The organism is Sphingopyxis sp., assembly GCF_036675685.1.
GTDB lineage: Bacteria > Pseudomonadota > Alphaproteobacteria > Sphingomonadales > Sphingomonadaceae > Sphingopyxis.
Genome location: NZ_JAKFEM010000026.1, coordinates 23,211 through 36,408 on the forward strand (window position 1 = coordinate 23,211; position 13,198 = coordinate 36,408).

Consider the following 13,198-nt stretch of genomic DNA (forward strand, 5'->3'; position numbering starts at 1 on the left):
ACAATGTTTTTGCTGCCCGTGCGAATGAGACGAACGACAGGCATTGGATATTGCGCGCACGGGGCAGATCGGGAAAAGGCCGCTGGATTGCACGATTGATCGTGCTGGCCCTGGTGCTGGTGGCTTTCTTTCTGTTCCTGCTGTTCCTGGGCCGGCCGATCGAGCCGCGAATGATTGAGGTGGATGTGACCGACAAGATTGCCGAAAGAGCGCCGCGATGAAGATGAAAACGCTGGCGCTGACGCTTGGCCTGTCAGGCACCGCCATCGCAGCCGCGCTTGTGCTCCCCGCGCTCGCACAGGAATCGTTGCTGCCCGAGGGGTTTGGCAATCCCGCCGAAACGCCCGCGCCGCGGCCGACGCCGACTCCGTCGCAGGCCCCAACGCCCGCGCCCGGCGCGACGCCCAAGAATGGCAGCGGCCCGGTTGCGCCGCCACCGGTCACGGCGACCGTCGGCGCCACCGATACCGACGCCGCCGAGGATAGCGAAGAGATCGAATCGGGCGGGCTGAAATACGACCTGCCGCCGGGCGCGCGCCGCCTGCTCACCCGCATCGGGCCATTGACCCCCGAAACCGGCGGGCTTGCCCCCGACGCCTTTGGCGTGCGCGGCCAATATGCCGCCGCGATCATGCGCCGGACCAACGGCCAGCTCGCGTCGCGCTGGGGTCAGATCCTCCTGCGGCGTTCGCTCGCATCGGCGATCGACACACCCGCGACGGTCAACGGCGCCGACCTCGCGGCCGAGCGCGCGTCGTTGCTGCTCCGCATGGGCGAATCGATCGCGGCGCGCTGGATCGTGCAGGCGGTCGATTATGACCGTGCGAGCCCGCGCCTCGTTGCCGCGGCGCAGCAGGTCTATCTGGCCAACGCCGATCCGGCGGGCATGTGCCCCTATGTGCCGGCGGGGCTCGCGCATGGCGACGAGCAGGCGTGGCGCCTGTCGGCCGCGATCTGTTCGGGCCTGTCGGGCGAGGCGGGGCCCGCGGGCTGGGCGATCGGCCGGGTGCGGTCGAGCGGCAAGATTTCGAACTTCGACATCCTGCTCGCCGAACGCGTGCTCGGCGCGACGGGCAGCGGTCGCCGCTCGACGACGATCGAATGGGACAATATCGACCGGCTGACGAGCTGGCGTTTCGGCATGGCGACCGCAACCGCGATCCCGGTCCCCGAAGCGCTGCGCACCTCGGCGCCGTCCAATATCAAGAGCTGGACGGTGCTGGCGCCGATGACCGACATGGCGAACCGCGTCGCCGCGGCGCCCGAGGCCGCCGCGCGCGGCGTGCTGTCGAGCGAAGCCTATGTGTCGCTGCTGAGTGCCGCGGCAAGCGAAGAGGAGCCCGCGGAGGCGCTCGCGAGCCAGACCGAGCAGCTTCGCAGCGCCTTCGGCTCGGCAAGCGGGACCGACCGTTATGCGGCGATGGGGCAGCTATGGGGTGCCGGGACCGGTCCGGCGCAGCGCTATGCCGCGATGGTCGCGACGGCGCGCGCCGCCGCTGCGCTGCCGGCCAGCACCGAAGTCGGCGACGATCCCTGGCAGCTCCTGGGATCGATGTTGGCGGGCGGTTACGATCAGAATGCGATCGCGTGGGTCCCGACGGTATCGGTTGGCAGCCGGGCGTGGGGCGTGCTCGCGGTGGGTTCGCCGCGACCGCTCAATGGCACGAGCGCGGGTGCCGTCGGCCAATTCTCGGGCGATGACGATAGCGCCGACTATCTGCGGTCCAAATTCCTGCTCGCGGGTCTCGCCGGGCTCGGGCGGATCGATGCCAGCGCCGCGGCGTCGGCGGCGAGCGACCTCGACGTCGACCTCGGCAAGCAGACACGCTGGTCGCGCGCGATCATGGCGGCGGCCGAACGGCGCGAGCCCGGCATGGTGGCGTTGCTCGCGGCGGCGGGGATGCAGGGCGACTGGTCGAAAGTGCCGCCCTATCATCTCTATTATATCGTCCGGGCGCTGCGCGAAGTCGGGCTAGGTTCGGAAGCGCGAATGATCGCCGCCGAAGCGCTGGTGCGTGTCTGAGGCTATCGAAGTGCCAGACATCACCGATGTCTGACGCGGCCCCGATCGACCGCTTCCTCGAGATGATGGCGGCCGAGCGCGGCGCCTCGCGCAACACGCTCGCCGCCTATCGCCGCGATCTGGAGCAAGCGGCCGGGTTGGTGAGGGGGCGGCTTGCCGATGCGGACGCGGCGGTTCTGCGCAAATTGATGGCGGATTATCAATCGCTTGCGGCAAGCAGCGCGGCGCGCAAGCTATCGGCGCTGCGCCAGTTTTTCGCTTTCCTGCTCGATGAAGGCGACCGGCCGGACAATCCCGCGCTCGACATCGCGCGGCCGACGACGCGGCGCCCGCTGCCGCGCATCCTGACCCACGCCGATGTCGAACGATTGTTCGATCGGGCCGACGAGGAAGCGGCGGGAGAGGCGCCGCCTGCCGCGGCGGTTCGAATGCTGCTCCTGCTCGAGCTTCTTTACGGATCGGGGCTGCGCGCGAGCGAGCTGGTGTCGCTGCCGCGGCGGGCGATCGCCGGCGAGCGCGAATATCTGATCATACGCGGGAAAGGCGACAAGGAGCGGCTGGTGCCCTTGTCGGAGCGTGCGCGCGGCGCGCTCGACCGCTGGGCGCCGCTGCTCGCCGACGGGTCGCCCTGGCTGTTTCCGTCGGGCAAGAGCCATGTGTCGCGCGTGCGCCTGTTCCAGATGCTCCGCGACCTCGCGGGCCGCGCGGGGGTCGATCCGACCGCGGTCAGCCCGCATGTGCTGCGCCACGCCTTTGCCACCCATTTGCTCGAGGGCGGGGCCGATCTGCGCGCGCTGCAGCTGATGCTTGGCCATGCCGATATTGCGACGACCGAAATCTACACCCATGTCGACAGCCGCCGCCTCGTCGAACTGGTCAATCAGCGGCACCCGCTCGCGCGGATGGATGGCGTTGACCTCAGGACGCCTTCGTCCTAGCGCTCTTTGCCATGACAGCCTTTCTGGACTTCGAAAAACAGGTCGCGGCGCTCGATCGGCAAATCGCCGAATTGCGCGAAATGGGGGACGACCCCACGCTCAACATCGACAATGATATTGCACGGCTCGAGGACAAGTCCTCGAAATTGCTGCGCGAAATCTATTCGAAGCTGACGCCGTGGCAAAAGACGCAGGTCGCGCGCCATCCCGACCGGCCGCATTTCAAACATTATGTCGCCGACCTGTTCGACGACTGGATGCCGCTGGCGGGCGACCGCAATTTCGGCGACGATCAGGCGATTCTTGGCGGTCTCGCGCGTTTTCGCGGCCGCCGGGTGATGGTGATCGGCCATGAAAAGGGCGACGATATTCCGTCGCGCATGAAACATAATTTCGGGATGGCGAAGCCCGAGGGCTATCGCAAGGCGATCCGCTTGATGCAGCTTGCCGACCGCTTCGGCCTTCCGGTGGTGACGCTGGTCGATACGTCGGGCGCTTTTCCGGGCATCCAGGCCGAAGAGCGCGGGCAGGCCGAAGCCATCGCGCGGTCGACCGAGCAATGCCTCGCATTGGGTGTGCCGATGGTCGCGGCGGTGGTCGGCGAGGGCGGATCGGGGGGCGCGATCGCGCTTGCCGCCGCGAACCGCGTGCTGATGTTCGAACATGCCGTCTATTCGGTGATTTCACCCGAAGGTTGCGCATCAATCCTGTGGCGCACGTCGGACAAGGCCGCCGATGCCGCGGCCGCGATGAAGATGTCGGCGCAGGACCTGTTGGGCTTGAAGATCATCGACCGGATCGTGCCCGAACCCGTCGGCGGCGCGCACCGCGCGCCCGAAGTCGCGATTGCCGCGCTCGGCGATGCGATCGCGGAGGAGCTCGATACGCTATCGGGCTTGCCGCGCGATGCGATACTCGCCGCGCGCGAGGAAAAATTCCTTGCCATGGGCCGCGCCTGATCCGGAACCCGATCGCGCGCATTTGCGTTCCCGATCAAGACAATGACGAGCCCTGGCTATGGCACGGCTTGCCTTGTCGTGAATCGGGGATATTCCCTGATGGACCAGAAGTATAAGGGAGGCGCGACTATGACCCGGAAGACGAAAAATGGGCTGGCGATCAAGCTGGCGGCAACGGCGGCGCTGGGTAGCCTGGCCTTTACCGGGGTCGCCGACGCGCAGCTCAAGGCGATCAAGACCGCGACCAGCATTTCGCCTGCCGAACGCAAGCAGGGCACCGATGCGCACCCGCAGCTGATGGCCGAATTCGGCGGCGCCTATAGCGGATCGCAGGCCGCCTATGTGAACCGCATTGGCCAGAATATCGCCGTCCAGTCGGGCCTGTCGCGGTCACCCAGCGACTTCACTGTCACCCTGCTCAACTCGCCGGTGAACAACGCCTTCGCGATCCCCGGCGGCTATGTCTATGTCACGCGCCAGCTGATGGCGCTGATGAACGACGAGGCTGAGCTTGCCGGCGTGCTGGGGCACGAGGTTGGCCATGTCGCCGCGCAGCACAGCAAGAAGCGCCAGTCGGCGGCGACGCGCAACCAGATCCTCGGTGTGCTCGGCGCGGTACTCGGCGGAGCGATCGGCGACAATGGCGGTTTGCTGGGCGGGCTTGGCGGGCTGCTCCAGAATAATTCGATGCAGATCGCGCAAATGGCGACACTGGGCTTTTCGCGCAGCCAGGAATTGCAAGCCGACCAGCTGGGGGTCCAGTATTTGCGCAGCGCGGGGTACGACCCGCTCGCACTGTCGACGATGCTCGCGAGCCTCGCGAACCAGACGACCCTCGACGCCCGGCTTTCGGGCGGCGATGCGCGTTCGCTCCCCGCATGGGCGAGCACCCACCCCGACCCCGCCTCGCGCGTCCGCAATGCGCAGACGCTGGCGAGCCGCGTCGGGGGAAGCGGCGGGACGCGGAATGCCGATGCGTTTCTCGCCTCGCTCGACAACATCCTCTATGGCGACGATCCGGCGCAAGGGGTGGTCGAAGGCAATGAATTCCTGCATCCCGACCTGCGGCTGCGCTTCGCGGTTCCGGCGGGCTATGGGATGCAGAACGGCGCCGACGCGGTTCTGGTCAGCGGCAACGGCGGGCAGGCGCAATTTTCGACCGGACCCTATAGCGGCGACATGAACGCCTATATCGCCGGGGCGTTCAAGGCGATCGCCGGAAACACCGCGATCAGCCCGGGCGCGATCCAGCGCACCACGGTCAATGGCATTCCGGCATCCTATTCGACCGCGCGCGTGAACAGTCAGTCGGGGCAGGTCGATGTCACCGTCTTTGCCTATGAATTTTCGCGGAGCAGCGCGTTCCACTTCGTCACGCTGACCAAGGCGGGCGGGGGCGGTGTGTTCAATTCGATGTTCAATAGCGTCCGGCGGCTGAGCGCGGCGGAAGCGGCGGCGATCCGGCCGAGGCGGATCGACGTGGTAACCGTTGGGCGCAATGACACGATGGCCAGCCTGGCGCGCCGCATGGCGTACAGCAATTACCAGGCAGAACGGTTCCAGGTCCTTAATCGCCTGTCCGCAAGCAGCCGGCTGGCCCCGGGACAACGGGTCAAGATCGTCGTCTACGCCAGCCGCTGACGCGACGCAGATACAAAAAAGGGGCGGTGTTTCCACCGCCCCTTTCCTGTTTCGCGACCGGTTTATTACGGCGCGGTGTTCAGGTTCGTATTGACCTTGTTGAAGGTGTTGCTGACGCTGTTGCCAACGGCACCCATTGCGGTGATGCCGGCGACGGCGATCAGAGCGGCGATCAGGCCGTATTCGATGGCGGTCGCGGCCTTGGTGTCGCGAACGAATTTCTTGATGAACTTCATGACTGGTCTCCTGATTTCACTTACCCTGTTGACGGTCTGGTCTGGGTCAACATCTGCAGGTGTAGGGTGAATAGGTTTTGAAAATCTTAATGAGAGGACCCGGATCCCTTGTTGACCGCGTCCCGTTTTGAACAATGTCCGGATTACATCACGTTTGTCGCGGCGTTCGAAACATTGCCCCACATTCCGGTGGTCGAATTTGCGACACCACCCACAGCGGAGACGGCCGCCAGAAAGATAAGGGCCAGTATCAGCCCATATTCGACGGCCGTAGCGGCCCTGGTCGACCGCATCAGCCTGTAAAGGTTACGCATTGTTCCACCCCTGACTGAATTTATAGTTCCCGAGGGTTCCCATATTCGCATAGGAAGGTTAACAATTTGTCCGTGTCCAGCCCCGGAAAACCGCCGAAAAATACGCTTGTCGTCGTCGCCGCAGCGCTCGTCGATCGCGACGGACGAATACTTGTCCAGCAGCGCCCCGAGGGGCTGTCGATGGCGGGGCTATGGGAATTTCCGGGCGGCAAGCTGGAAGCCGGCGAAACCCCCGAGGCAGCGCTGATCCGCGAGCTGGCGGAGGAACTGGCGATCGATGTCGACCACGCCTGCCTCGCGCCCGCCTGCTTTGCGAGCGACACGCTGGGCGACAAGCATCTGCTTCTCCTCCTTTATGTCTGCCGCAAATGGCGCGGCACGCCGATCGCGCAACATGCGAGCGCGCTGCGCTGGGTGCGTCCGGTCGAGCTGCACGGCCTCGACATGCCGCCCGCCGACAAGCCGCTGATCGGCTTGCTGGAGGCGCTGATTTAAAGCACCGAGCCTTCAATGTGACCCGCTTCCCCGAGCGAAGGCGAGGTCGGTGCGGGTTCTCGCTTCGCTCGAACGAGCCCCTCGTCTTCGCTCGGGGAAGCGGGATGATTCAGATTTCCTGCAATTCGCTCTACCCCTTCGGCTTCAACGCCTCCGCCAGCGACGCCGTGCCGCTACCGCGCCGTGCAGGCCGCGGCTGATCGGGGTGCGGCGCCCAGCCGCTGAAATGGACAAGGCGGAAACTTTCGCCGATGCGGCCATCGGGATCGGCCTGCGCCGCGAAGGCGGCGGCGATCCGCGCGACTTCCGCGCGCGTCAGCGATGGCGGAGCGGGCGCAAGCCGGCTGGACAGCCCGGCGGCGCGAAGATCGCGGACGAGCGCGAACCAGTCGCCATAGCGCACCGTTAACGCCTCGACGTCGACGACGGGCATGGTGAAGCCGACGCGCTGGAGGAGGTTGCCCATCGCCGCGAGGTCGATCTGCGGATGCAGCCGCGCGATCGATCGCACACCGTCGGTCATCACCGCGCGGCGCAGCCGGGGCAGGCTGCCGTCGCCGACAAAGGCGCCGAGCAGCAGGCCGTCGGGGGCGAGCAGCGCGCGAAGGCGGAGAAGCGCGCCGGGCACGTCGTTGACGCTGTCGAGCCCGCCGGGCCAGAGGATGAGGTCAAAACTGGCGAAAGGCAGGTCGACCGCGTCGGCCTCGACCGCGATCGCGCCGCTTGTCGCCGCGAGGCGCGCGCCGGCCTCGATGATCGTCAACTCGGTGCCGATCGCCCGCAGATGCCCGGTCAGCGCGGCGTCATGCGCGCCGATCAGCAGCGCGCGCGGAAATTCGCGCGTCACCATCGCCAGCCGGTCGAGCAAGGTTTCGGCGATGACCGGCGCGAGGAAATTGGCTGATGCGGGGCGGCGCGCCATGCGGTCGCGCTGGGCGCGGTGACGGGCGGCGGAAAAGAGCGGGCGGGGCGACTGCGACATGCGCGGCTTGTGCCGCCTTGGGCGATGCTTCACAAGCCGGTGATGGCGATGACGACGGGGGAAGTCGAAGAATCGGATGTGCCGACGCGAGCGTTGCTCCGCGGCTTGCGCGGCGCGGCGCGTGCGATCGTCGATTATGCACTGCCGCCGCGCTGTCCCGGCTGCGGGATCATTGTCGGCGAAGACCGGCAATTCTGCCTCGCCTGCTGGTCGTCGCTCCAGTTCCTCGACGGACCCGCCTGTGCGCATTGTTCGATCCCCTTGCCCATCGCATTGCCGGGGGCGCCGCTCGCGTGCGGCGCGTGCCTCGCCAGCCCGCCGCCCTTCGACGGTGCCCCCGCCGCGGTCGCTTATGGCCCCGTCGCGCGCACCGTCGCGCTGCGCTTGAAATATGGCCGGCGCACCGGCCATGCCCGGTTGATGGCGCGGCTGATGGCACGTCAGCTCGCGATGCTGGGCGGGGCGGACGAAATCTTGCTGGTGCCGGTGCCGCTGCACCGCTGGCGGCTCTGGTCGCGCGGTTTCAACCAGGCGGCGCTGGTCGCCGACGAACTGACGCGGCTGACGGGCGCATCGCGCGATCATCACCTGCTTTTGCGGGTCAAGCCGACGGCGTCGCTGCGCGGCAAGGGGCGGCGCGAGCGCGAGCGGATCGTCGCGGGGGCGTTTGCATTGGCAACGGACGCAAAAGCGCGTGTGGCGGGTCGCCATGTGGTGCTGGTGGACGATGTCCATGCCAGCGGCGCGACGTTGCGCGCAGCGGTGAAAGTGCTCAGGCGGAGCGGTGCCGCACAAATATCGGCGCTAACTTGGGCCCGCGTGGTCCCCGATGCCCTGATGACCGGCAACATATTTGACTTTGCTTCGTTGGATTCCGATATGACGGACGAAGTGATGACAGGATAGCCGCATGGCCAAGATCGAAGTTTTTACCAAATTCTTCTGCCCCTATTGCTCGCGCGCAAAGGCGCTGCTCGACCGCAAGGGCGTGGAATATCAGGAAATCGACCTGACGATGGACCGCGCCGGGTTCAACGCGATGGTCGAACGCGCCGGCGGCGCGCGCACCGTGCCGCAGATATTTATCGACGGGAAACATATCGGCGGAAGCGACGATATGGCGGCGCTCGACGCGCGCGGCGGGCTCGATCCGCTGTTGGGGCTGGGCTGACCTTGATCGTTTTCGATCTTTGCTGCGCCGCCGGAGACCACCGGTTCGAAGCCTGGTTCGCAAGCAGCGAAAGCTTTGCCGAACAGCAGGCGCGCGGGCTGATCGGCTGCCCGATATGCGGCGACAGCGATGTCAAAAAGGCGGTGATGGCGCCGCGCGTCGGCGCCAAGTCGAACCGCTCATCGGCCGTTCCCGCCAAGCCGGTTGACGCGTCCGCGCCGGGCGAAATCTCGCCCGAGATGGTGCGCAAGGTGGTGGCCGAGATCGCGGCGAAACAGGCCGAAATGCTGCCGCAATCGCGCTGGGTCGGCCGCGATTTCGCCAACGCCGCGCGCGCGATGCACGAGGGGCGCGCGGCCGAGGACCTGATCCACGGCCAGGCGTCGCCCGAAGAAGCGCAAGAACTGCGCGACGACGGGATCGCTGCGATGCCGTTGCTGGTGCCGATCGTGCCGCCCGATGCCATCAACTGACCGGCGCAAGAAGAAAGTAGCGGCGAAGCCCAGGGCGGCCGCGCCGGTGCCGCTTTGCCGATATGAGGAACTCGCGATCCGCGAGAACCGGGCGCGCGAAGCCGCGGCAACAAAGGGCACGCCTTCGCCGCCGTTAATTGATCGGGCCGATTGACGCTTTGCGCCCCGCGCCGCTACACGAGCCGCGGCGCACCCGTAGCTCAGCAGGATAGAGCATCAGATTCCTAATCTGGGGGCCACTGGTTCGAATCCAGTCGGGTGCACCATATTTTCAATGACTTAGGCGCTTCCTCGCCAAGCATCGAACCTCCTAGCAATCACCCAGCAATCACCGTGTGGCGATGCGAGGCGCGGTGCTTTGAGGCACGGACGGCGCTCGCGCTCCGGAGATAGAGCGAGAGGAGAAGCGAAATCTCGTGACGAGCCGAGGCTTGGAGAGAGGCTCCAGCCGGTCGTCGAGGAGAAGAGCCATGACACATCCCATCAGCGCTACGGCCAATCAGGCATCAGGATACAGGGTCGATATTTCACGTGGCCAGCGTATCGGTCGCGTTTCGTCGGAATGGTTCTCGCGCCCTGACGACGAGCGCTATCTTTCGCTGAGCGATCTTTTCGAAGCTGTCCGCTATTTCCTCTATTATCCGAGTCGTCGTCAAAACCTTCCGGCCTTCAAGGTCATTGTCGAGGCGCTCCGATTTCGAGGATAATCAGGGCTCGTAACGCTTTCCCGATGGAACATCGACACAAGGCAGCTTTCCCGCCGACACTCCCCAAAACCGGACAGGTTGCTAACGGCCGATGCTGTTGAAAAAGTCGGCACCTACGAAGCGCACGTTGAATTTCGGTAAGAATGATTCATTAGATCTCGCCTGGGCGAATGATTGATGCACTGGGCGACGGATTCGAATTCTTATATTGCCGACCAAAACCGCTAGCGGACTTTTTCAACAGCATCGGCCAGAAGCGGGCATAGCGATCCGTTTCGCAGCCGGCCTGGCATCAATTGAAGGTGAAACGTACGCCCACGGCGAAGGTCCGCGCGAGCAGAAGCGTGCCGAGATTATATTTCTCAGCATCGCCGACGTTGTCGAACCGGTAATAATTCTGCTGTTTCGACTTGAGCATATTTACCGCGTCGAAGGTCACGCCGACCCGGTCGGTGACGTTCCAGGTGAGTTGCAGGTCGAGGCTGTCCTCGGGCTGGAACCAGACGCCGATCGGATTAGCGAAGAGGCGCGCTTCATTGTTGTGAAGGAACGCCTTGCGCCAGATGTAGGACAGGCGGGCGCTGACCGGTCCCTTGTCGTATGCGAGGGTGGCGTTGTACGACAGTTTCGAGACGTTGAAGAAATCCGACTGCGTCTCGCCGGTGATATTCCCCGCCGAATCCGACATCGGAATCGTCTGGTTGGAATCGAGGACCGTCAGGCTGCCCTGGAAGCCGAGGCCGTCGAGCGGGCCGGGCAGATAGGTGGGGAAATAGGTCAGCCCCACTTCGACGCCCTTGAGCACGCCGTTCGAGGCGTTCACCGGCCGGGTGATCGCGAAATAATCGGTGGCGCCTGCGACGATCCCGTTGTTCGGGATATATTCGCGCACCGTGAGCGGTACCACCAGCCCGTCGATTTCGCGGCGGAAGCCGGTCACATAGATGGCGCTGTCGCGGCCGAAATACCATTCGAGCGCGAGGTCGTAATTCTTCGAATGCGTCGGGCGCAGATCGGCGGTGCCGGCGGTGCCGCTGCCATAGCCCACATTCGTGAGGTCGCCGGTCAGCGAATAATTGGGGTTGATGTCGCCGAAATTCGGGCGGCGCAGCGTCTCGCCATAGTTGAAGCGCAGCCGCAGGTCGGGCGTGATCGCGTAGCGCGCGGTGAAGCTCGGCAGGAATTTCTCGCTGCCGTTGCTGGCGCGGGTCAGCGCACCGCCGGCCAGCCGATTGAAGAAGTTCGACTTGGTGTTGACCGAGACATAGCGGACGCCCGCCTGAAGTTGGAGCGGGCGGCCGAAGATTTTGACCTCGGCATCGGCCAAGGCATAGGCCGACATCGTGATTTCGCCGATGTCGAAGACACGGTCGAGCGACAATTCGTCCGAGAGCAGCAGATTGTTGGCCGGATTGGCATTGTAGAGTGTCCGGATATCGTCCGCATTGTCATGCAGCCAATAGCCGTTGCCGAGCACCCAACTGGTCGGCACATCGGCGCGGCCGTCGAAAAAGCCCGAGTTGGTGAACAGCGCGCCTTCGGGCAGGGCGGACAGCTGCACGCCAAGGCGACCGGCGCTCTGCTCGCGGACGAAGGTCGAGGCTTTGCGATCGTCGTAGCGCAGGCCCGCCTTGATGCGGCGCAGGAAGCCCTCATCCCAGCTGTAATAGCCGTCGAGCGTCAGGGTCAGTGCGCTGCCCTTCGCCTTGTTGGCATTGTCATAGAGTTCGGCGACGTTCCAGACGCTCGGGTCGGCAAGCAGCTTATCATCGTCGAAGTGGAACGAGGGGACACCGCCGCCGGCGTTGAAATCGACGGCGATCTGGTCGGCGACGCGGTCGGTGCGAAGCGCAATGAAGGAGGTCTTGTTGGTGCTCGTCTGATAGGCGAGGTCGGCGACGACCTTGCCGCGGTCGCCATCGACGTCCCATTGCCCGTTTAGGGCATAGACGAAGCTGTCGGTCTTGTTGGTCGCAAAGTCGCCGCTGTTGAAGCCATAGACATCGTCGACGGTGCGCGCCTTGACGATGTTGGTGCCTTCGTAAAGCTCGACCGGGCCGGGGTTGCCCCACCAATCGACGAAGCTGAATTGCAGCGAGTTGAAGGTGCTGCCGCGGAAGCCCGCGTAGAAGACTTCGGCGGTATAGACCGAGGCGTCGTTCGGCGCCCATTGCAGGGCGACATTGGCCGAGGGCCGCTCGCGCTTGCCGTAGAGGTCGGAACTGAACACCGCGTCGCGCGACAGATAATAGGGAACGTCGACGCCGTTGATGCTCAGCGTCGAACCGGCCGCAGCGGGCAGGCCGTAGTCGAGGCCGGGCGTCCAGTTGATATTGTCCGGGCCGGGGAAGATGCGCTCAAGCGGTACGAAACCCGATCCCGCCGGCGGAGTTTCCGTCGCGAAAGGCACCATCGCGCCAGCCGTCGTCGACATGTTACGATACTTGGTGCGGCTCCACGACCCGTTCACCAGCAGCCCGATGTCGCCGATGCCGGTTTCCCAGCGATCGCTGACGAGTAGCGCGACGTTGGGATTATAACTGCCGGCCTGTTCGTTGTAGATGCCGCGTGCAAGGCCGGAGATGGCGAAGCCGTCGAAGTCGAACGGACGGCGGGTCTGCACGTCGATCTGGCCGGCGAGGCCGGTTTCGATCTGGTCGGCGGCGCGGGTCTTGTAGACGTCGACGCGATTGACGAGGTTCGCCGAAACATCCTGCAGTGCAAAGGACTGGCCCGCGGCGGTGAAGATATTGCGGCCGTTCAGGGTGGTGAGAGGGTCGCTGAGGCCGCGGATCGTGACGGTCGCCGCCTCGCCGCCGCTGCGGTCGGTCACCTGGATGCCGGTGACGCGCTGCAGCGCTTCGACCACATTGTTGTCGGGCAGTTTGCCGACGTCCTCGGCGATGATCGCGTCGACGATCTGCGTCGATTCCTTGCGCACGTTGATCGCGCCGACGATCGAGGCGCGCACGCCGGTGACGATGATTTCCTCTTCCGCCTGCGGTGCGGTGGCTTCCGCCCCGGCCACGCCCTGCGCGCGCGCAATGCCCGGCAGACTCAAGGCCAAAATGGATGCGGTGCAGAATGCAATCGATCGAAACGCCATCGTCAAAACCCTCCCAGATAAGGCTGGCCCATACCATGCCTCAACGTGCTTCGGGTTCGATATTTGTCGGAGTTAATAATTGCAAGCGGAATCTAGCTTGTACGGAAAAGCCCTTATGGTGCGTTGCTTTTTAGTAACACCGCGCAGGAGCGC

General features: G+C 65.0%; 13 protein-coding genes and 1 tRNA gene. 11 read left to right on the forward strand and 3 right to left on the reverse strand.

From position 1 onward, the window contains the following. The first annotated feature begins 95 nt into the window (after positions 1 to 95). The 5 genes from V6M50_RS11930 to V6M50_RS11950 all read left to right on the forward strand — a co-directional run bounded on the left by V6M50_RS11930 (position 96) and on the right by V6M50_RS11950 (position 5,561). Complete coding sequence (locus tag V6M50_RS11930; protein ID WP_332818787.1) at positions 96 to 221, forward strand: hypothetical protein; 126 nt, start codon at positions 96 to 98, stop codon at positions 219 to 221. Continuing rightward, complete coding sequence (locus V6M50_RS11935) at positions 218 to 2,023, forward strand: hypothetical protein (RefSeq protein ID WP_332818788.1); 1,806 nt, start codon at positions 218 to 220, stop codon at positions 2,021 to 2,023. The genes V6M50_RS11930 and V6M50_RS11935 overlap by 4 nt, the downstream gene beginning before the upstream one ends. 26 nt (positions 2,024 to 2,049) lie before the next feature. Beyond that, on the forward strand, positions 2,050 to 2,961 hold the full coding sequence (locus tag V6M50_RS11940) for a tyrosine recombinase (RefSeq protein WP_332818789.1): 912 nt from the start codon (positions 2,050 to 2,052) through the stop codon (positions 2,959 to 2,961). Positions 2,962 to 2,972: 11 nt separating this feature from the next. After that, positions 2,973 to 3,920: an acetyl-CoA carboxylase carboxyltransferase subunit alpha gene (locus tag V6M50_RS11945; protein WP_332818790.1), complete on the forward strand. Its 948-nt coding sequence runs from the start codon at positions 2,973 to 2,975 to the stop codon at positions 3,918 to 3,920. 129 nt (positions 3,921 to 4,049) lie between these two features. Further along, the gene (locus V6M50_RS11950) at positions 4,050 to 5,561 is read left to right on the forward strand and encodes a M48 family metalloprotease (protein WP_332818791.1); all 1,512 of its coding nucleotides are present in this window, start codon (positions 4,050 to 4,052) and stop codon (positions 5,559 to 5,561) included. Positions 5,562 to 5,626: 65 nt separating this feature from the next. Here the strand turns inward: V6M50_RS11950 and V6M50_RS11955 are convergent, their stop codons facing one another. Then, positions 5,627 to 5,797 (reverse strand): Flp family type IVb pilin, encoded by a 171-nt coding sequence (locus V6M50_RS11955; RefSeq protein WP_137752146.1) that lies wholly within the window; start codon positions 5,795 to 5,797, stop codon positions 5,627 to 5,629. A 380-nt stretch (positions 5,798 to 6,177) separates the two neighbouring features. Between V6M50_RS11955 and V6M50_RS11965 the strand changes: the two genes are divergently transcribed. Then, the gene (locus tag V6M50_RS11965) at positions 6,178 to 6,606 is read left to right on the forward strand and encodes a (deoxy)nucleoside triphosphate pyrophosphohydrolase (RefSeq protein ID WP_332818793.1); all 429 of its coding nucleotides are present in this window, start codon (positions 6,178 to 6,180) and stop codon (positions 6,604 to 6,606) included. Between the two features lie 130 nt (positions 6,607 to 6,736). Here the strand turns inward: V6M50_RS11965 and V6M50_RS11970 are convergent, their stop codons facing one another. Then, a complete protein-coding gene (locus tag V6M50_RS11970; protein ID WP_332818794.1) occupies positions 6,737 to 7,588 on the reverse strand; it encodes a methyltransferase domain-containing protein in 852 nt (283 codons plus the stop codon). A gap of 48 nt (positions 7,589 to 7,636) precedes the next feature. On the opposite strand from V6M50_RS11970, the gene V6M50_RS11975 reads away from it, so the two are divergent. The 5 genes from V6M50_RS11975 (at position 7,637) to V6M50_RS11995 (ending at position 9,939) form a co-directional block, all read left to right on the forward strand. Further along, a complete protein-coding gene (locus V6M50_RS11975; RefSeq protein ID WP_332818861.1) occupies positions 7,637 to 8,494 on the forward strand; it encodes a ComF family protein in 858 nt (285 codons plus the stop codon). Positions 8,495 to 8,498: 4 nt separating this feature from the next. Further along, positions 8,499 to 8,759, forward strand: a complete 261-nt coding sequence (grxC, locus tag V6M50_RS11980) for a glutaredoxin 3 (protein ID WP_332818795.1) — start codon at positions 8,499 to 8,501, stop codon at positions 8,757 to 8,759. Between the two features lie 2 nt (positions 8,760 to 8,761). Next, positions 8,762 to 9,232 carry a DUF1178 family protein gene (locus tag V6M50_RS11985; RefSeq protein ID WP_332818796.1) on the forward strand — a complete coding sequence of 157 codons (471 nt, stop codon included), beginning with the start codon at positions 8,762 to 8,764 and terminating at the stop codon, positions 9,230 to 9,232. A 189-nt stretch (positions 9,233 to 9,421) separates the two neighbouring features. Further along, positions 9,422 to 9,498, forward strand: a tRNA-Arg gene (locus V6M50_RS11990). A gap of 204 nt (positions 9,499 to 9,702) precedes the next feature. Further along, positions 9,703 to 9,939, forward strand: a complete 237-nt coding sequence (locus V6M50_RS11995) for a hypothetical protein (protein WP_332818797.1) — start codon at positions 9,703 to 9,705, stop codon at positions 9,937 to 9,939. 292 nt (positions 9,940 to 10,231) lie between these two features. Here the strand turns inward: V6M50_RS11995 and V6M50_RS12000 are convergent, their stop codons facing one another. Then, positions 10,232 to 13,045 carry a TonB-dependent receptor gene (locus V6M50_RS12000; protein ID WP_332818798.1) on the reverse strand — a complete coding sequence of 938 codons (2,814 nt, stop codon included), beginning with the start codon at positions 13,043 to 13,045 and terminating at the stop codon, positions 10,232 to 10,234. Positions 13,046 to 13,198: the final 153 nt, after the last annotated feature.